Source organism: Rhizobium sp. WYJ-E13 (assembly GCF_018987265.1).
Classification (GTDB): Bacteria; Pseudomonadota; Alphaproteobacteria; order Rhizobiales; family Rhizobiaceae; genus Rhizobium.
Map to the genome: position 1 here is coordinate 3,222,385 of NZ_CP076853.1, position 18,499 is coordinate 3,240,883.

Here is an 18,499-nt window from a genome sequence, read left to right on the forward strand (position 1 = left end):
CCGTTTCCTTAAGCGGCCTTGTCCCAGACCGGCGCCAATCCATGCGGACTGACAATACGGCCATCGGCCCGCGCCAGCGCGTGGATCGCCGCCATCTCATCGGCCGTCAGCGCGAAATCGAAGATCGCCGCATTTTCCTTCGCCCGCTCTTCCGAGACAGTCTTGGACAGCGCAATGACATCCTGCTGCACGATCCAGCGCAGCACGATCTGGGCGATCGACTTGCCGTGCTTGGCCGCAATCTCCTGTAACACTGGATCCTTCAGCACCTTGCCGTCGGCCATCGCATAGTAGGCGGTGACCGACATATCAAGCTGGCTCGCAGCGCGGAGGATCGGCGTCTGGTCGATATAGGGATGATATTCGACCTGGTTCGTGGCGATAGGCAGGCTGCTGAGCTTGACGGCCTCTCGCATCAGGTCGGTGTTGAAGTTCGAGACACCGATGTGGCACACCTTGCCTGCTTTTGCGACTTCGTTCAGCGCACCGATCTGCTCGGCAAGCGGCACGGCTTCGTTCGGCCAATGGAGAAGCAGCAGGTCGACATAGTCGGTCTTGAGCTTCTTCAGGCTCTCGTCCACCGAGGCAACGAAGGCATCGTGCTTGTAGTTCTCGACCCAGACCTTGGTGGTCAGGAAGAGATCACCACGGGTGACACCGGAACGGCGGATACCGTCTCCAACCTCAGCCTCGTTGCCATAGATCTGCGCAGTATCGATGTGGCGATAACCAGCGGCAAGCACATGCGAGACCATGCGTTCTGCATCAGGACCCGGCACGCGGAACGTGCCGAAGCCGAGGGTGGGGATGGAGGCGCCATTGGCGCCGACGGTTTTCATGCTGTTTCCTTTCAATGCGCAGAGATCAGGCGGCGCTGCCGGCAACAGCCGCGGCAGGCGTGGAGCGGCGGTCGAGCGCCCCGCTCCTGATGGTGAGACCAAGGGCAACAGCGACAAGCGCTGCGGCGACAAAGGGCGTGGCACCCAGCCCGAAGCGGGATTCGACGACCAGGCCACCGATCCAGGCGCCCAAGGCAATGCCGAGATTGAAGGCGGCAATGTTGAGCGCCGAGGCGACATCGACTGCATTCGGTCGAAGCTCACGTGCGAGCTGCACGACATAGAGCTGCAGGCCCGGCACGTTGGCGAAGGACAGGAAGCCGAGGACTGCGAGCGTCGGGATCGTCAGCCAGGGTGAAATCGCGGTGAAGCCGAAGAGCACCAGCACGAGCGCCTGGGCGATGAACAGGAAGGTCAGCGCCTTGACGGGATCGCGGTTGGAGATACGTCCGCCGACGACATTGCCGATGGCAATCGCCACACCATAGAGCATCAGGATCAAGGCAACGGCCGAGGAGGCAAAGCCGGTGATCTGCTCGAGGATCGGCGCGAGGAAGGTGAAGGCAACGAAGGTGCCGCCATAGCCGAGCGCGGTCATTGCATAGACGAGCAGCAAGCGACCGGTGGCAAGGACGCGGATCTGCTCACCGATGCTGGCTGGTGGAGCCTTCTTTAGGTTCGATGGCAGCAGCAAGGCGATGCCGGCAAAGGCAACGATACCGAGACCGGCGACGACAGCAAAGGTGGTACGCCAGCCGAAGGTCTGGCCGATAAAAGTGCCGAGCGGAACGCCAGTCACGATGGCGACCGTCAAGCCCATGAACATCATGGCGATGGCTGATGCCCGGCGGTTTTCCGGCACCAGATCGGCAGCGATCGTCGAGCCGACCGAGAAGAATACGCCATGCGCAAAAGCCGAGACGACGCGGGCAAGCAGCAACACCTCATAACCGGGACTGAGCGCGGCGATGATGTGGCCGATAATGAAGAGCGCCATCAGCCCAAGCAGGAGCGGCTTGCGCTCGATCCGCCCGGTCAGCGCCGTCAGTATGGGTGCGCCGAAGGTGACGCCCAGCGCATAGACGCTGACGATGAGGCCGGCGAGCGGCAGGGTGATGTGGAGATCATTGGCAACCGTCGGCAACAGGCCGACGATGACGAATTCCGTCGTACCAATCGCATAGGCCGCGATCGTCAATGCAAAGAGTGCAAGTGGCATGAGAGTGACCCGATGAATATGTGGTTCTTGTTCGGACCGGAATATGGGCGTGGCGCACTTGCTCGATAATTGCCTATAATGGCTCAACAGTTGTGAATTGAATTCAAGACAGGACGCGGCGGATGGATAACCGCATCGGCGAGATGGATGTCTTCGTGCAGGTGGCTGAGCTCCAGAGCTTCTCGGCAGCCGGCCGCAGGCTCAGGCTTTCACCCTCAGCCGTCAGCAAACTCGTCACGCGGCTGGAGGATCGTCTCGGCACGCGTCTTCTGGTACGCACCACCCGCGCCCTGCAGCTGACACCGGAAGGCGAAATCTATCTCGAACGCTCCCGCCGCATCCTCTCGGATATCGAAGAAACGGAGCGCGCCGTCTCGGCAGGCGGCACGACGGTGGCGCGCGGCCGCCTGCGCGTCAGCACATCAGTCGCCTTTGGCGTTCGCTACATCGTGCCGCTGGTCCCGGATTTCCTGAAGCTCTATCCGGAAGTCGATCTCGACCTCGCGCTCAACGATGGCATTATCGACATCGTCGGCGAGCGTGCCGATATCGCCATCCGCTCCGGCGCCCTGCGCGACTCCTCGCTGAAGGCGCGCAAGCTGCTCGAAAGCCGCCGCGTCATCGTCGCCTCACCCGATTATCTGCAACGGGAAGGCATGCCGGAAAACCCCGAGGATCTCGACCGTCACAATTGCCTGACCTTCAGCTTTCGCTCGATCTCGGAAGAATGGCCATTCCGCAATCCTGAGAATGGAGACCGTTTCGCAAGACCCGTCTTCGGCAATCTCGAGACCAATAACGGGCCGACCGCACGCAGCCTTTGCCTCGCCGGTCTTGGCCTCGCCCGCGTCGGTCAGTTCCATGTGCAGCCGGATATCGACGCGGGAACATTGGTGCCCGTGTTGGAAGCCTATAACCCCGAGGATATTGAACTCATCCACGCCGTCTATCCCGGTCACGAACATCTTGCGGCCCGCATCCGCGCCTTCATCGATTTCCTGGTCAAGAACATCCGCTAGATAGGGCATAACAAAGCGCACCGGCTGGACAGAACCGGAGGGCGATTGAAAGCAGGGCTTGTCGGGAGATATCGACATGGCTCCAGAAGAACCCGCCGTAAAGAGATTAAAGTGCGATCCACACAGCCGGTGGAAACTTTCGATCCTGGGCGCCTACTGAAGTAGGTGGGCGCCGTATGTCCAGACCCACGAGCCCGGACAGGGACAGCTCCCTAAGGATCGGGTATGGCCCCGAGGATTCATTTGTTCCTGTCGAGAAGCGCAGACCGCATCGCGGAATATAAGTGCATTTATGTCGCAGCACCAGTGGGGCAGCGGTGCTGGCCCAAATTAATTGAGTTCAGCGGGTGTGCGGCCGTTGAGCTTGTCAGTAATGCCCTGAATGTGGCTCGTCACTTCCGAAAGGGCAGCCGCAATGCCTTCCTCCGTTCGGGCGGTGGCGGCAAGCACGGTATCCCGGTTGCTGCGCAGCGTCTCCAGTTCGGATTCCAGCCCGGCAACGCGCCGCGTTAGCTCGGAAATCTCGTCCATCACCATGATCCCGGCCATGACTGTGATCCTGAGATCGCCGATTTCGCCGAACTGCCCTTTGAGATGGCCCACGTAACGGTCGAAACGGGTCGCAAGATCGCTCAGGTGCTCTTCCTGCCCTTCTTCGCAGGCCATGCGATAGGCCTTGCCGTCGATCGTTACCGTTACCTGCGCCATGTCTTCCAAGTCCTCTTAGCGGTCAAGAACCGCGCGGATCGTTTCCATCGCCGTCACCAGCCGCCGCGAAACCTCGCGGTTGACCTCTTCCAGACGATTGGCGCGGAATTCGGCCTGGTCGAGCTCCTGGGCAAGACGCGAACGATCGGCATGCACACGGCGAACCTCGCCTTCGATCTCGCCTTGCTCGCGCTGGCGCTCGATACGCATGTCCACTGCATTCTCAAGGCCTGAGATTGCCTGTTTCAGCTCCGTAAGCGCCGCTTCGATGGTTTTGCCGTTAGGCGTCATGTCTTTTCCGGTTCCCCGCACAAGACCCGCGAATCGGCTCCTGCCGCCGACCCTGTATTTTCAAGAGGATATGCAGCTAGGCTGGAGCGCGTCAATAAAGCCTGGCTGATCGTGCCCGCCCTATTCTGTGGATGAGTGATTTACACAAGCTTGTCACACAAAATTCGTCTTTTGTAAAACTTGACGGTCAAATGTCAAAAATCGTCGCACCCGGCCTCCAAACGGCTTCCAGTTTGTTGACTTGCCCGTTCCAACTGCTATGTCTCGACCGCTCTCTTTGATGGTCTTGGCAGGCTCGAGGCCATCCCCAACCTGGAACCAGCGGAAAAGCCATGACCTCACGCGAACAAAACGATCGGATGGCGAATGCGATCCGATTCCTCTCCATGGATGCTGTCGAAAAGGCGAATTCCGGCCACCCTGGCATGCCGATGGGCATGGCTGATGTGGCAACGGTCCTCTTCACCAAATATCTCCGCTTCGACCCCAAGAAGCCGCATTGGCCGAACCGCGACCGCTTCGTGCTGTCTGCCGGCCATGGCTCGATGCTGCTCTACTCGCTGCTCTATTTGACAGGCTACCCGGACATGTCGGTCGAGGACCTGAAGCAGTTCCGTCAACTCGGCTCCAAGACCGCCGGCCATCCGGAATACGGTCATGCCACCGGCATCGAAACCACCACCGGCCCGCTTGGTCAGGGCATTGCCAATGCCGTCGGCATGGCGATCGCCGAGCGCAAGCTGCGCGACGAATTCGGTCCGGAACTGCAGGATCACTATACCTACGTCATCAATGGCGACGGCTGCCTGATGGAAGGCATCAGCCATGAGGCGATCGCTCTTGCCGGCCATCTCAAGCTGAACAAGCTGATCCTCTTCTGGGACAACAACTCGATCACCATCGACGGCGCCGTCTCGCTGTCTGACTCGACCGACCAGATCGCCCGCTTCAAGGCCGTTCACTGGAACACGATCGAGATCGATGGTCACGACCAGGCCGCGATCGCCGAAGCGATCGAAGCCGCCCACAAGTCGGACCGCCCGACCTTCATCGCCTGCAAGACCGTCATCGGCTTCGGCGCTCCGAACAAGCAGGGCACCCATAAGGTTCACGGCAACCCGCTCGGCGCCGATGAAATCGCTGCCACCCGCAAGGCGCTGAACTGGGAATACGAGCCTTTCGTCATCCCCTCCGACATCCTCGATGCATGGCGCGCAGCCGGCACCCGCTCTGACAATATCGTCAAGGCTTGGGAAGAAACGCTCTCCAAGTCCCCGGCCAGGGCCGAGTTCACCCGCCGTTTTGCCGGAGACCTGCCGGAAGGTTTCGACAAAGCCATCGACGACTACAAGAAGAAGCTCGCCGAAACCAAGCCGACGATCGCCTCCCGCAAGGCATCCGAAGACGCGCTTGAAGTTATCAACGGCTTCGTGCCGGAAACGCTTGGCGGCTCTGCCGACCTCACTCCGTCGAACAATACCAAGACCAGCCAGATGCATTCGATCACGCCGACGGATTTTGCCGGACGCTACATGCACTGGGGCATCCGCGAACACGGCATGGCATCTGCCATGAACGGTATCGCGCTGCATGGCGGTCTTATTCCTTACGGCGGCGGCTTTATGATCTTCTCGGATTATTGCCGCCCGCCGATCCGCCTCGCTGCCCTCATGGGCATTCGCGTCATCCACGTGCTTACGCATGACTCGATCGGCGTCGGCGAGGACGGCCCGACCCACCAGCCGGTCGAGCAGATCGCTGGCCTGCGCGCCGTTCCGAACCTGCGGGTCTTCCGTCCGGCAGACGCCGTCGAAACGGCCGAATGCTGGCAGATCGCCATGAAGAGCAAGGATCATCCGTCTGCGCTGGCTCTCACCCGCCAGAACCTGACGACCGTCCGCACCGAGTATAACCAGAAGAACCTCTGCGAACTCGGCGCCTATACGCTCGCCGGCAATGCCGATGCCAAGGTCACGATCTTCGCCTCGGGCTCGGAAGTGGAACTGGCCGTTGCCGCCCGCGCAACGCTGGAAGGCAAGGGTGTCAGCACCCGCGTCGTTTCCGTTCCCTGCACGGAACTCTTCTTCGAGCAGCCGGATGCCTACCGCAAGGACGTCATCGGCAACTCGCCGGTCAAGATTGCCGTCGAAGCTGCCGTCCGTGAAGGCTGGGATGCCTTCATCGGTCCGGAAGGCTCGTTCGTCGGCATGAAGGGTTTCGGCGCTTCCGGCCCGGCAAAGAAGGTCTTCGAACATTTCGGCATTACGGCTGACGCCGTTGTTGCAGCCGCAGAAGCGAAGCTCTAATAGAAGTGCCTACGGGCACTTCCTCATTACTATCAGCAAGCCCCACCTCTAGGGAGTGAATGCACATGACAGTCAAGGTTGCCATCAACGGTTTCGGACGTATCGGCCGCAACGTTCTTCGCGCCATCGTCGAATCCGGCCGTACCGACATCGAAGTCGTCGCCATCAACGACCTCGGCCCCGTCGAGACCAACGCTCACCTGCTCCGTTACGACTCCATCCACGGCAAGTTCCCGGCCGAAGTGAAGGTCGAAGGTGATACGATCATCGTCGGCGGCGGCAAGCCGATCAAGGTCACCGCGATCAAGGATCCGGCAACTCTTCCCCATCGGGAATTGGGCGTCGATATTGCGATGGAATGCACGGGCATCTTCACCGCCCGCGACAAGGCTGCGGCCCATCTGACGGCAGGCGCCAAGCGCGTCATCGTTTCGGCTCCTGCCGACGGCGCTGACCTCACGGTCGTCTTCGGCGTCAACCATGACCAGCTCACCAAGGAGCACCTGGTCATCTCCAACGCGTCCTGCACCACGAACTGCCTGGTGCCGGTCGTCAAGGTTCTCGATGACGCCGTCGGCATCGACCACGGCTTCATGACGACCATCCACTCTTACACCGGCGATCAGCCGACGCTCGACACGATGCACAAGGATCTGTATCGCGCCCGCGCTGCCGCCCTCTCGATGATCCCGACCTCAACGGGCGCCGCAAAGGCCGTCGGCCTCGTTCTGCCGCACCTCAAGGGCAAGCTCGACGGCACCTCGATCCGCGTTCCGACCCCGAACGTTTCTGTCGTTGACTTCAAGTTCGTTGCCAAGAAGGCCACCACGGTCGGCGAAATCAACGAAGCGATCAAGGCTGCTGCAAACGGCAAGCTGAAGGGCATCCTCGGCTACACTGATGAGCCGCTCGTCTCCCGCGACTTCAACCACGACAGCCACTCCTCGATCTTCGCGACAGATCAGACGAAGGTCATGGAAGGCAACTTCGTGCGCGTCCTGTCCTGGTACGACAACGAATGGGGCTTCTCCAGCCGCATGTCCGACACGGCTGTGGCCTTCGCCAAGCTTATCTGAGCTTGACGGCAGATTGAAAAACGGCCCGGGAAACCGGGCCGTTTTGTTTTGAGGAACGGTGTGCAACCTTCGCTGGGTTGCCTCGAAAGAACAGGAAATGGTGCATCTGAATATTCGAAAGGCTGATCCGGCCGACGCCCGGGAACTTTCCGAGATTCTCAACGAGATCATCGCAATCGGCGGCACAACCGCACTCGAGACCCCTCTTTCGCCGGAAGAACTGGCCGATTGGTTCATAACAGGCGAATGGCCTCTGATATGCCACGTCGCCGAGAGCAGTTCTGGTCTCGCCGGTTTTCAGTCCCTGAGCCTCTACGGAAACCCGCCGAAGGGCTGGGCCGATATCGCGACCTTCGCGCGGCAGAACCCAAAGATACCGGGCGTTGGAACCGCACTTTTCGCGGCAACTCTTGCCGTTGCCAAAGAGCGCAACATCGAGTTCATCAACGCAACCATCCGCGCCGACAATGCCGGCGGTCTCGCCTATTACGAAAAAATGGGCTTCCGCACCTATAACACGATTGAGAAAGTGCCGCTTAAGGATGGTACGCTGGTGGACAAAATTCAGAAGCAATATGAGGTGCAGAAGGGTCGGAGCGACCTCTAGGCGCCTCGCAAACAAAAAATGCGGCGGCCCGCCTATCTGCCCTGCTCTCGCCTGATTTGCTTATACATTCTTTATACAGACTTTTTCCCGTAGCGTCCTTCACTATCCCTCCTCCCGCGGGTCGTCCAGCAGCATGATGCAGCGATGCAGCCGAGGTTAAGCCGCAAGGCCTACCCTTCTGCTGTTTTTTGCCGTTTACTAAAAGATCGCGCTGGACGCGGAGGGGTAAAGGACAGATCGGAGGCGGCTTTCGGATGGCGATGAGGCGAAAGGGGTAGGCATGGAAGCGTTTTACATCGTGGTGCTAGTTGCGACGGCGCTCGTGCTTCTTGCTGCCTTTTCGAGCTTGCTCGCCTTCCGCTTCGGCGCTCCCCTGCTGCTGCTCTTCCTGATGATTGGGCTCGCCGCTGGTGTCGATGGTCTCGGCATCGAATTCAGCAATAACTACCTTGCCTATGTTCTGGGCTCGGTTGCCCTTGCCGTCATCCTCTTCGATTCCGGCTTCGGCACGCCGATGCAGGCCTTCCGCATCGCTGCGATACCATCACTGACACTCGCATCGGTCGGCGTGCTCCTGACAGCGGCCCTCTTTGCTTTCGCCGCCCGCTGGCTGCTCAATTTCACCTGGCTCGAAGGCATGCTGCTCGGTTCCATCGTCGCCTCCACCGATGCCGCCGCCGTCTTCTTCCTGCTGCGCATCGGCGGCATCAACATCCGCGACAAGGTGCGTTCCACCCTGGAAGTCGAATCCGGCACCAACGACCCGATGGCGATCTTCCTGACAATCGCACTGGTCGAGGTTCTCGCCAGCGGCGAACGTTACGCCGGCATCAATATCGGCATGCTCGCCATGTTCATCCAGCAAATGGGCCTTGGCGTCATCCTCGGCCTGCTGGGCGGCATGATGATCGTGCTGATCGCCGGCCGGCTGGAAACGGATCGCGGCCTCACGCCTATCTTCGTGCTGGCGCTTGCCTTGCTCGTCTTCTCCTTCACCGGTGCTGTCGGCGGCAGCGGATTCCTTGCCGTCTATGTCGCCGGTATCTATGCCGGAAACCGCAGGATGCAGGCGATTGGCACCATCAGGCGCTTTCAGGACGGCATGACCTGGCTTGCCCAGATCATCATGTTCCTTGTGCTCGGCCTGCTGGCGACGCCCTCGCAGTTTCCTGTCATCATCGTGCCGGCGATCCTGCTCGCGCTCTTTCTGATCTTCGTCGCCCGGCCGCTCGCCGTCTGGCTGTCGCTGCTGCCCTTCGATTATACCCAGCAGGAAATCGGCTTCGTCGCCTGGGTCGGCCTGCGCGGCGCCGTTTCCATCCTTCTCGCCATCATGCCGATCCTCGGCGGGCTGCAGCACAGCCAGATCTATTTCAACACCGCCTTCATCATCGTGCTCGTCTCGCTGCTCCTACAGGGCTGGACGATCAAGCCGGTCGCCAAGCGCCTGGGCCTCATCATCCCACCGCGCATCGGCGCGGTCGACAAGGTGGAGGTCGACCTGCCGGGCGCCGCCAACCACGAACTGCTTTCCTATCGCGTCGTCAAGGATAGCCCCGTGCTCCGTGGCGAGCGCATCCCGCGCTGGGCAGCCCCCTCGCTCGTGATCCGCGACGGCAAGTCGATGCGCTATCAATATGCCGGCCGCCTCAGGGAAAACGATCTCGTCTACCTTTTCATCGCGCCGAGCTACTCGCGCCTGCTCGACCGTCTCTTCGCCAGCCGCGCACCCGTCGATGAGGACGATGCGGAATTCTTCGGCGCCTTCGCGCTGTCACCGGCCCGTCCCGCCGCCGATCTCGACGCCGCTTACGGTCCCGGCCTTCTCAACGAAACCGAAAAGGGGCTGACGATCGCCGAACTGATGAAACAGCGCCTCGGGGGCAAGGCGGACTATGCCGATCGTGTCCGTCTCGGCTCGCTGATCCTCATCGTTCGCGACCTCGACGACCAGGATCACATTACCTCTGTCGGCATGTCGCTGGAGGCTGTGGAGCCGGCCACCACGCTACCGATCTTCATCAATCTGCGCGATATTATCCAGCGCATCCGCGACCGTATGAAAGGCCGCCAGAAACATGAGGCAGCCACGACGGAAGGTGCTGCGGGACGGGAGGAAAACCCGCGCTGAAACGGCGACCCACTGCCTTGCGTCTCCCCCGATCCTTGCTATGGTCGGCGCAACTTTCGCCAACCACGAACGGATCCTCCCATGGCAGTTTTCAAGACTCTCGACGACCTCAACGACATCGCCGGCAAGCGCGTTCTCGTCCGCGTCGACCTCAACGTCCCTGTCAAGGACGGCAAGGTCACCGACACGACCCGCATCGAGCGTGTTGCGCCGACAATCCTTGAACTGTCGGAAAAGGGCGCCAAGGTCATCCTGCTCGCCCATTTCGGTCGCCCGAAGGATGGTCCTTCGGCGGAATTTTCGCTTTCGCTGGTTGCCCCGTCAGTCGAGCAGGTGCTCGACCATTGCGTGCTGACGGCAGCCGACTGCATCGGCGAGGCAGCTGCTTCCGCCGTCGCGAAGATGAACAATGGCGATATCCTGCTCCTGGAAAACACCCGCTTCCACAAGGGCGAGGAAAAGAACGATCCTGATTTCACCAAGGCGCTCGCCGCAAACGGCGATATCTATGTCAACGATGCCTTTTCGGCTGCGCACCGCGCCCACGCCTCCACCGAAGGTCTTGCCCATCATTTACCTGCTTATGCGGGGCGCACCATGCAGGCCGAACTCGAAGCATTGGAAAAGGGTCTCGGCAACCCGGTCCGTCCGGTCGTCGCGATCGTCGGCGGCGCCAAGGTCTCGACCAAGATCGACCTCTTGATGAACCTCGTAAAAAGGGTCGATGCGCTCGTCATCGGCGGCGGCATGGCCAATACCTTCATCGCCGCCCGCGGCACCAATGTCGGCAAGTCGCTCTGCGAACATGATCTTGCCGATACCGCCAAACAAATCATGATTGAAGCCGCCACTGCCGGCTGCGCGATCGTCCTGCCGGAAGACGGAGTCGTCGCCCGCGAGTTCAAGGCAGGTGCGGCCAACGAAACTGTTTCTATCGAAGCGATCCCCGCCGATGCTATGGTTCTCGACGTCGGTCCGAAATCGGTCGAAGCCGTCAAGGCCTGGATCGAACGCGCCACCACGCTCGTGTGGAACGGTCCGCTCGGCGCCTTTGAAATCGAGCCCTTCGATACAGCGACCGTCGCCGCCGCGAAATATGCCGCCGAGCGCACCAAGGCAGGCAAGCTTACTTCGGTTGCAGGCGGTGGCGATACGGTCTCGGCACTGAACCATGCCGGCGTTGCCGAAGACTTTACCTATGTTTCGACCGCAGGCGGCGCCTTCCTTGAATGGATGGAAGGCAAGGAACTACCGGGCGTGGCCGTTCTCTCCCGTTAATCGATAAGGCGATTAGCCAGATATTCCAGCAGGATAGACCGCGGAGGCTAGCGCTTCCGCGGTCTTTTGCTCAAAAAGAGAAAAAAATCCCGAACTTTCAAACGATTGAAATCATTTCAATCGTTTCAATGACTTAGCGCTCCCTTTTTTCTCCCTATAAACTTCTGTTATCCGGGTTCTATATTATCAATTCTGCCGGGTTTCATTGTGGAGAGAACGAGATGAGCGAACGACTGGAAGACATTGCAGTGAAGATGGTTGCGGGTGGTCGAGGCCTGCTTGCAGCCGATGAATCGACCGCTACCATCAAGAAGCGTTTCGATGCGATCAATCTTGAATCGACCGAGACCAGCCGGCGCGATTATCGCGAGATGCTCTTCCGCTCCGACGAAGCGATGAAGAAGTACATCTCCGGCGTCATTCTTTACGAGGAAACCCTTTTCCAGAAGGCCGCCGACGGCACGCCTTTCGTTGACATCATCAAGGCTGCCGACAGCATTCCAGGCATCAAGGTCGATATCGGCGCCAAGCCGATGGCCAAGTTCCCCGGCGAAACCATCACCGAAGGCCTCGACGGCCTCGCAGACCGCCTCGCCAAATATTACGAAGCCGGCGCCCGTTTCGCCAAGTGGCGCGGCGTTATCGCCATCTCTGAGACCCTGCCGAGCCGCGGCTCCGTGCGTGCCAATGCCCAGGCGCTGGCGCGCTATGCAGCGCTCTGCCAGGAGGCCAGGATCGTGCCGATCGTCGAGCCGGAATGCCTGATGGACGGCAAGCCGGGCGACCACAATATCGATCGTTGCGCCGAAGTGACCGAGGCCACCCTGCGCATCGTGTTCGAGGAACTCGCCGACGCCCGCGTCAGCCTCGAAGGCATGATCCTCAAGCCGAACATGGTCATCGACGGCAAGAATGCCCGCAAGGCTTCCGTCGCCGAGGTTGCCGAGCGCACCGTGCAGGTTCTGAAGCGCACGGTTCCGTCAGCCGTTCCTGGCATCGCCTTCCTCTCCGGCGGCCAGACGACGGAAGAAGCGACCGCCCATCTCTCCGCGATCAATTCCGGCTACGAGCTGCCTTGGTTTGTCACCTTCTCCTATGGCCGCGCCCTGCAGGACAGCGCGCTAAAGGCCTGGAACGGCAAGCAGGGAAACGTCGCTGCCGGCCAGCGCGAATTTGCGCACCGCGCCGAAATGAACAGCCTCGCCGCCAAGGGCAACTGGAAGGCCGAGCTCGAAAAGGCTGCATAAGCCTTTTGATATTTGAGAAAATAAGGCAGGCGGCGAACATCTTCGCCGCCTGTTTTATTTGCACCTGCGTATCACGATGGCAATTTGTCATGGCGACAAGATAATCCTTCGCCACAACCGCGGGCCTCGCTAATAATGGCGCCTCCACCATCGGAGTTGTCATGAACAACCTGTCTTACACCACCGTCGACGTTTTCACTTCCACCCGCTTCGAAGGCAACCCGCTCGCGGTCATGGCCGACGCAAGGGACCTCAGCGACGCGGCAATGCAGAAGATCGCCGCCGAGTTCGGCTATTCCGAAGTCACCTTCGTACTGCCACCAGAGAACCTCGAAAACACGGCAAGAGTGCGCATCTTCACGCCGACGATGGAAGTGCCGTTCGCCGGACATCCCAATGTAGGCACCGCCTTTGTTCTCGGCCGGCAGAGCGAGATCTTCGGCCGCCCCATCGGCGACAAGCTGCGGTTCGAGGAGAAGGCCGGTCTCGTGGAAGTCGCCCTGCAGCGCCGCGAGGGCCGCGTCACCGCAGCGACGATCCGTGCGCCGCGGCCGCTTGAAATAGGAGACACGATACCCGAGGCAGTCATTGCAAGCTGCGTCTCCATCGACCCGGCCTCAATCCGCAAAAACACCCATGCTCCGGTCTTTGCATCGGTCGGTCTGAACTTCGCCGTCTCAGAACTCGAAAGCCTTGAGGCTCTCGCCGCGGCAAGCCCGAACCTCAACGGCTTCCAGGCAGCGGCCAGCACCACAACCGGCAGCCATGATTTCTCCCTGTTCCTCTACGTCCGTCCCACAGCTGCACCCTGGAAGATCCGCGCCCGCATGTTCGCGCCGCTGGACAATGTCATCGAGGATCCGGCGACCGGCAGCGCATCGGCAGCCCTTTGCGCCTACCTCGTCTCGTTGCGTCCGGAGGCTGACATCAACCAGCACATAACGATCGAGCAGGGCGTCGAAATGGGCCGGCGCAGCGTCATCGAGCTGGATGTCGTCAAGAAGGCCGGCACAGTGACCGATGTGACGATTTCGGGAAGCTGCGTGCCCGTCATGCAAGGCGAGATCATCCTGCAGGACTGAACCTGCGACCTAGTACTACAGTTGCGTTTGATGCCTTGCTTTGTAGTGAGAAAGCATTGCGGATGCTTGATGCCTGCGTCGCCAGAGTGACCATGCCAAGATGAGGCGAACTCTAATCGGGGGCTGTAGCAGGAGGCGTTTGATCAGATAGCGGATCTCTGCGACGCTGGGCACGAAGGCCATGGTGTTGGTCAGGCGGCGATTGGCGGGTTTGGACTCGTTTCGTTCGGTTTGCCAGCAGCGGTGCGGCGTAGATCGGCGCCGAGTTTGGCGAGGAATGCAGCGGCTGCCATGACGAGCGTCATGTGCCGCTTCCAAGCATGCCAGGATCGCGCTTCGCAATGATCCAGGCCGAGATCGTCCTTCGCACGCTGGAAGCATTCTTCCACGGTCCAACGCAGCCCGGCAGCGCCCGCCAATTCGCTCAATTCGGTACCGGCGGGCGCAAAGACAAAGTAATAGGCGCGCGCATCGGGTTCGCGTCGGCTGCGCCGGATCAGAAGCCAGCGCTCCCATTGTGGATCCGGGCGAGAGCTGAGAGGAATACGGGCCCAATCATAAAGCCGAAGACCCTTGGCACCTTCGCCTGCTGCATGGCTCTGCCAAACCTCCGGTTTCAACTCATCAGCCATCGTTTCGGGATCGGTCTGCTCGATCCCTTGCTCACGCACAAAGCGCAGGCATTGATTGGAGCGCACTGCCAGAACATAAGGCTGGCCACGGCTTTCCAGCATCCGGCGCAGCTTGGAATCCGAACCATAAAGCGCATCCGCCAATACCCAGGCACAAGGCACGCCGGCATCCAGCGCATCGGCAATGAGCTTGGCTGCAATGGCCGGTTTGGTCGCGAAGGCTTGGGACTGGGGGACGTGAGCCGAAGCACGGCGGGCTTCATCCTCGGCCCACTCCTTCGGTAGATAAAGTTGCCGATCGATCAGGGTCTGACCGTAGCGGCTTGCATAGGCAAGGAAAACACCGATCTGACAGTTCTCGATCCGGCCGGCCGTGCCGGAATATTGTCGTGCGACACCGACTGAATGGGCGCCTTTCTTCAGGAAGCCGGTCTCATCGACCACAAGAACGCCGTCCGCGTCACCGAGAGACTCTATTGCATAAGCGCGAACCGTATCGCGCAATGCGTCAGCATCCCAATGGCTGCGCCCCAGCAGCGATTGCATCCGATAAGGGCGCTCCAGTCCTGCCTGTTCCGCCATCAGCCAGCCAGTCTTGCGCTCTACTCCCGACAACAACCCATCCAGAAAGGCACCGCACGATGCGCGCAATTCTCGGCGACCAAAGACCGAGCCCAACCGCACCTTCAAGGCATCGAGCTCACGATGCCACGCCAGAACCGACCCGGACCAACCCGCAACCGACATTGAACTTCCCTCCCGCCAAATGCGGGAAGTGAATCATGACTTCCGGTAAACCGCAACTGTAGTACTAGATCACAAAGTCGCGCGCCAGCAGCGCCACAGCCCAAATGGCAAAGGCAATCAGCGCGATCTTCCAGAAATCCATCCGGCGGCGCAGCCCCGGATAGCCGAGCGGCTTGATGATCTGGATTGCCATGGCAAGGATGAGCAGCAACGCTATCAACTTTGTCATGGCTTTATTTTTTCCATTTATCAGAATGTCACAGGACGGACATTTTTTCACGCGAACAGAGAATATCTACTCGCCGTAAAGGCATTCCGGGACACAATCAACATTCTTATGGACTGGGCAGATACAGGTCTCGCCTTATGTCCTTTTTCAAAGCGAACACGCCGAGTCTGGGGATATGACAAGAAATCTGCTGTCCGTCGCTGCGCTGCTCTTTGGCACGCTCTTCCTCTTCATGGGCAACGGATTGCAGGGCATTCTGCTTCCCGTGCGCGGAAATCTCGAAGGTTATGCCACGACGACGCTCGGCCTGCTCGGCACGTCCTGGGCGGCGGGCTTCGTCATCGGCTGCCTGGTGGCCCCGAAATTGGTGCGGCGTGTCGGCCATGTGCGCGCCTTCTCCGGCTTCATCGCCATCATTGCCATCATCGCGCTCGTGAGCGGCATCATCATCGATCCGTTCTGGTGGGTCGTCCTGCGCGCCGTCACCGGTTTCTCGACCGCCGGCACCTCGATGATCATCGAAAGCTGGCTGAACGAGCGGGCGAACAATGAAAGCCGCGGCGCGATCTTCTCGCTCTATATCGGCATCACCCTGCTCGGCGTCGTCGGCGGCCAGTTGATGATCCCGCTGGAAGACGTGCGCACGCCGGTGCTCTTCATGATCTGCGGCATTTTCTACTGTATTGCCATGCTGCCGACGACGCTGTCGACCGCCGCCTCGCCGCAGCCGCTGAAGGCCGTAAAACTCGATCTGCCGGCGCTCTACCGCAATTCGCCCGTCTCCTGCCTTGGCATCCTGCTCGTCGGCATCGCCAACGGCGCCTATGGTACGCTCGGCGCCGTCTTCGGTGCGGGTGCCGGCCTCTCCGATACCGCGATTGCTGTCATGATGAGTGCCACCATCTTTGCCGGCGCCATAATGCAGCTTCCGGCCGGGCGCCTCTCCGACCGTATCGACCGTCGTTATGTATTGGCCGCCATGTCGGCCATCGCAGCCCTTGCCGGCCTCCTGATTTTCGTGCTGCACCCCTCGTCCCCTACCTTCCTGATCGGCCTCGTAATCCTCTACGGTGCCGTCGCCAATACGCTCTATCCGATCGCCGTCGCCCATGCGAACGACTTTGCCGCATCGGAGGATTTCGTGAAGGTCTCGGGCGGCCTGCTGCTTCTCTACGGTATCGGCACCGTCATCGGCCCGACGATCGGAGGTCCGGTCATGTCGGTCATCAGCCCGCACGCACTCTTCCTGGTGACGGCGCTCGCCCATCTTCTGATCACCGGTTATGCCATCGTCAGGAGCCGCATTCGTGCAGCCATTCCTGCGAGTGACCGCGATGCCTATACGACGATCCCGACCGCAACATCTCCTACGCTCACGCCGCAAAGCATGTCGCTTGCTGATCCCGGCTCCAACAAGCCTCCCGAAAGCGGCAATCCTGCTGTAAAGTTCGGCTGACAAACTGAAGCATGTTGCGCAAAACTGTGCAGCGGTTTTGCGCGAGATGCATGAAACCAGGACTTAAAGCGTGAAAGCGAATCCTGGAGATCGCGACACGGCTTAAAGGAGGAGCGACGATGAGCTTCATTGATGATGACAGGCCGCAGAAGAAGACTGCACACGAGATCGGCTCCGATCTCTCCATGCTTTCGGTGGACGAGCTGAAGGCGCGTGTGGAACTCCTGAAAACCGAGATCGCGCGGCTCGAAGCCGAGGCCGCCAAGAAGGCGTCCGGCCGGATTGCAGCCGAAGGCCTTTTCCGATCATAAGACTGCGAATAGGCAAATATTGCTTCAAAATTACTTGTCGTAAGTCTTAAATTGGGACGATATTAATAAAAAATTAAGCTTTATAAGATATTACTCGTACCGTTCAGATCTTTCTGGACCTCAGACAGTTTTCCAAGCGGTGAATTGGTCTGATTTTTCTCCCTGTTTTACCTTGAGAGCCGCTTTTGCGGCTCTTCTTTTTTGCGCTGCCCTACTCCTTTCCACGAAACTGTGGAGATTAACCTTTTCTTAAGAAACGGCTTGCGCATTTGGGCTAAAGATACCATCTTGAAATCATAAAGACCGGCGTGGGAAACTTTTCCACGAAAACCGGCGTTACCTGATAGTAGATGCGTGCAACAGGGATTCTTTAGATGTCGGAACTTGGATTGAACACAATCAGTTTTGCGGGCCGCGCTGCCGCATCTTCACAGTTCAAGACGCTGTATGCTGAGGGCATGTCGCTGGTCGAAGAAACCGCATCCTACCTCGACGGCCAGGGCCGCGCAGCCTCCAAGGTGCTGCCGCGCATGGCCTCGGTCCTTTATGCAGCTGAATCGATGCGCCTGACCACCCGCCTCATGCAGATGGCTTCCTGGCTGCTGCTACAGCGCGCCGTCAACAATGGCGAAATGTCCCGCGATCAGGTTCTGGCCGAGAAGAACAAGGTTCGCCTCGACGGCTTTAACGTCGACCGCAATGCTCCTGGCTGGGGCGACCTGCCGGAATCCTTCCGCGATCTGGTCGAGCGTTCGCTTCGCCTGCAGAACCGCATTGCCCTGCTCGACCGCGAGATCTATCGCCCTGCCGAAGCTGCGATCGTTCCGGACAATCAGAACAGCGTCCAGGCTCAGCTTTCCCTGCTGCAGACGGCCTTCGGCAACAACTGATCTGGTATCATAGAATTTCATGAAAACCGGCGGCGGCAACGCGGCCGGTTTTTTGTTTGCTCACCAGGACAGGCCCGGAAAACAAAAAGCCCGGCACGAAGCCGGGCTTTGAATAGTCCGCCAAGCGGAAACGGATTAGAGGCCGAGGCCGCCGAAACGCTTGTTGAACTTCGAAACACGGCCGCCGCGGTCCATGAGCTGCTGGTTGCCGCCAGTCCAGGCCGGGTGCGACTTGGAGTCGATTTCGAGATTCATGACAGCGCCTTCCGAACCCCAGGTCGAGCGGGTTTCGTACTCGGTGCCATCGGTCATGACTACCTTGATGACGTGGTAGTCGGGATGGATGCCTTCCTTCATGACAATCTTCCTGCGATGCCGGGGTTCAATTTGCCGCAGACAGTTGCGGCGAAAGAACCGATTGAATAAATGAA

General features: G+C 59.8%; 18 protein-coding genes and 1 other RNA gene. 11 read left to right on the plus strand and 8 right to left on the minus strand.

Translation table 11 applies throughout. The annotated features are described in order from the left end of the window. Positions 1-8 precede the first annotated feature (8 nt). Positions 9-839, minus strand: a complete 831-nt coding sequence (locus tag KQ933_RS16160) for an aldo/keto reductase (RefSeq protein ID WP_216755829.1) — start codon at positions 837-839, stop codon at positions 9-11. Between the two features lie 25 nt (positions 840-864). Then, positions 865-2,058: an MFS transporter gene (locus KQ933_RS16165; protein WP_216755830.1), complete on the minus strand. Its 1,194-nt coding sequence runs from the start codon at positions 2,056-2,058 to the stop codon at positions 865-867. Positions 2,059-2,180: 122 nt separating this feature from the next. Between KQ933_RS16165 and KQ933_RS16170 the strand changes: the two genes are divergently transcribed. Next, positions 2,181-3,077 carry a LysR family transcriptional regulator gene (locus KQ933_RS16170; RefSeq protein ID WP_216755831.1) on the plus strand — a complete coding sequence of 299 codons (897 nt, stop codon included), beginning with the start codon at positions 2,181-2,183 and terminating at the stop codon, positions 3,075-3,077. Positions 3,078-3,188: 111 nt separating this feature from the next. Here the strand turns inward: KQ933_RS16170 and ssrS are convergent. The 3 genes from ssrS to KQ933_RS16185 all read right to left on the minus strand — a co-directional run bounded on the left by ssrS (position 3,189) and on the right by KQ933_RS16185 (position 4,076). After that, positions 3,189-3,348: non-coding RNA, 6S RNA (gene ssrS / locus KQ933_RS16175), on the minus strand. A gap of 59 nt (positions 3,349-3,407) precedes the next feature. Further along, on the minus strand, positions 3,408-3,785 hold the full coding sequence (locus tag KQ933_RS16180; RefSeq protein WP_183735197.1) for a cell division protein ZapA: 378 nt from the start codon (positions 3,783-3,785) through the stop codon (positions 3,408-3,410). Positions 3,786-3,800: 15 nt separating this feature from the next. Continuing rightward, positions 3,801-4,076 (minus strand): DUF4164 domain-containing protein, encoded by a 276-nt coding sequence (locus KQ933_RS16185; protein ID WP_007826550.1) that lies wholly within the window; start codon positions 4,074-4,076, stop codon positions 3,801-3,803. A gap of 332 nt (positions 4,077-4,408) precedes the next feature. Between KQ933_RS16185 and tkt the strand changes: the two genes are divergently transcribed. From tkt to KQ933_RS16220, 7 genes are all read left to right on the plus strand, one after another. Then, positions 4,409-6,382, plus strand: coding sequence for a transketolase (tkt, locus tag KQ933_RS16190; RefSeq protein ID WP_216755832.1), 1,974 nt, complete (start codon positions 4,409-4,411; stop codon positions 6,380-6,382). Between the two features lie 65 nt (positions 6,383-6,447). Continuing rightward, a complete protein-coding gene (gap, locus tag KQ933_RS16195; protein WP_216755833.1) occupies positions 6,448-7,458 on the plus strand; it encodes a type I glyceraldehyde-3-phosphate dehydrogenase in 1,011 nt (336 codons plus the stop codon). Between the two features lie 106 nt (positions 7,459-7,564). Next, positions 7,565-8,065, plus strand: coding sequence for a GNAT family N-acetyltransferase (locus tag KQ933_RS16200; protein ID WP_216758926.1), 501 nt, complete (start codon positions 7,565-7,567; stop codon positions 8,063-8,065). A gap of 280 nt (positions 8,066-8,345) precedes the next feature. Continuing rightward, positions 8,346-10,196, plus strand: coding sequence for a potassium/proton antiporter (locus tag KQ933_RS16205; RefSeq protein WP_216755834.1), 1,851 nt, complete (start codon positions 8,346-8,348; stop codon positions 10,194-10,196). Between the two features lie 81 nt (positions 10,197-10,277). After that, positions 10,278-11,474, plus strand: a complete 1,197-nt coding sequence (gene pgk / locus KQ933_RS16210; protein ID WP_216755835.1) for a phosphoglycerate kinase — start codon at positions 10,278-10,280, stop codon at positions 11,472-11,474. Positions 11,475-11,695: 221 nt separating this feature from the next. Continuing rightward, positions 11,696-12,721 (plus strand): class I fructose-bisphosphate aldolase, encoded by a 1,026-nt coding sequence (locus tag KQ933_RS16215; protein ID WP_216755836.1) that lies wholly within the window; start codon positions 11,696-11,698, stop codon positions 12,719-12,721. Between the two features lie 161 nt (positions 12,722-12,882). Beyond that, on the plus strand, positions 12,883-13,803 hold the full coding sequence (locus KQ933_RS16220; RefSeq protein WP_216755837.1) for a PhzF family phenazine biosynthesis protein: 921 nt from the start codon (positions 12,883-12,885) through the stop codon (positions 13,801-13,803). A 191-nt stretch (positions 13,804-13,994) separates the two neighbouring features. On the opposite strand, the gene KQ933_RS16225 is transcribed toward KQ933_RS16220, so the two are convergent. Then, positions 13,995-15,182, minus strand: a complete 1,188-nt coding sequence (locus KQ933_RS16225; protein ID WP_216755009.1) for an IS701 family transposase — start codon at positions 15,180-15,182, stop codon at positions 13,995-13,997. Between the two features lie 64 nt (positions 15,183-15,246). Next, positions 15,247-15,411: a hypothetical protein gene (locus tag KQ933_RS16230; protein WP_216755838.1), complete on the minus strand. Its 165-nt coding sequence runs from the start codon at positions 15,409-15,411 to the stop codon at positions 15,247-15,249. A 175-nt stretch (positions 15,412-15,586) separates the two neighbouring features. On the opposite strand from KQ933_RS16230, the gene KQ933_RS16235 reads away from it, so the two are divergent. From KQ933_RS16235 to KQ933_RS16245, 3 genes are all read left to right on the plus strand, one after another. Beyond that, positions 15,587-16,867, plus strand: coding sequence for an MFS transporter (locus tag KQ933_RS16235; protein WP_216755839.1), 1,281 nt, complete (start codon positions 15,587-15,589; stop codon positions 16,865-16,867). 119 nt (positions 16,868-16,986) lie between these two features. Further along, positions 16,987-17,178 carry a DUF1192 domain-containing protein gene (locus KQ933_RS16240; protein WP_216755840.1) on the plus strand — a complete coding sequence of 64 codons (192 nt, stop codon included), beginning with the start codon at positions 16,987-16,989 and terminating at the stop codon, positions 17,176-17,178. Positions 17,179-17,552: 374 nt separating this feature from the next. Further along, complete coding sequence (locus KQ933_RS16245) at positions 17,553-18,068, plus strand: DUF1465 family protein (RefSeq protein WP_112545041.1); 516 nt, start codon at positions 17,553-17,555, stop codon at positions 18,066-18,068. A 135-nt stretch (positions 18,069-18,203) separates the two neighbouring features. Here the strand turns inward: KQ933_RS16245 and rpmE are convergent, their stop codons facing one another. Further along, positions 18,204-18,425 carry a 50S ribosomal protein L31 gene (gene rpmE, locus KQ933_RS16250; protein WP_007826526.1) on the minus strand — a complete coding sequence of 74 codons (222 nt, stop codon included), beginning with the start codon at positions 18,423-18,425 and terminating at the stop codon, positions 18,204-18,206. Positions 18,426-18,499 lie beyond the last annotated feature (74 nt).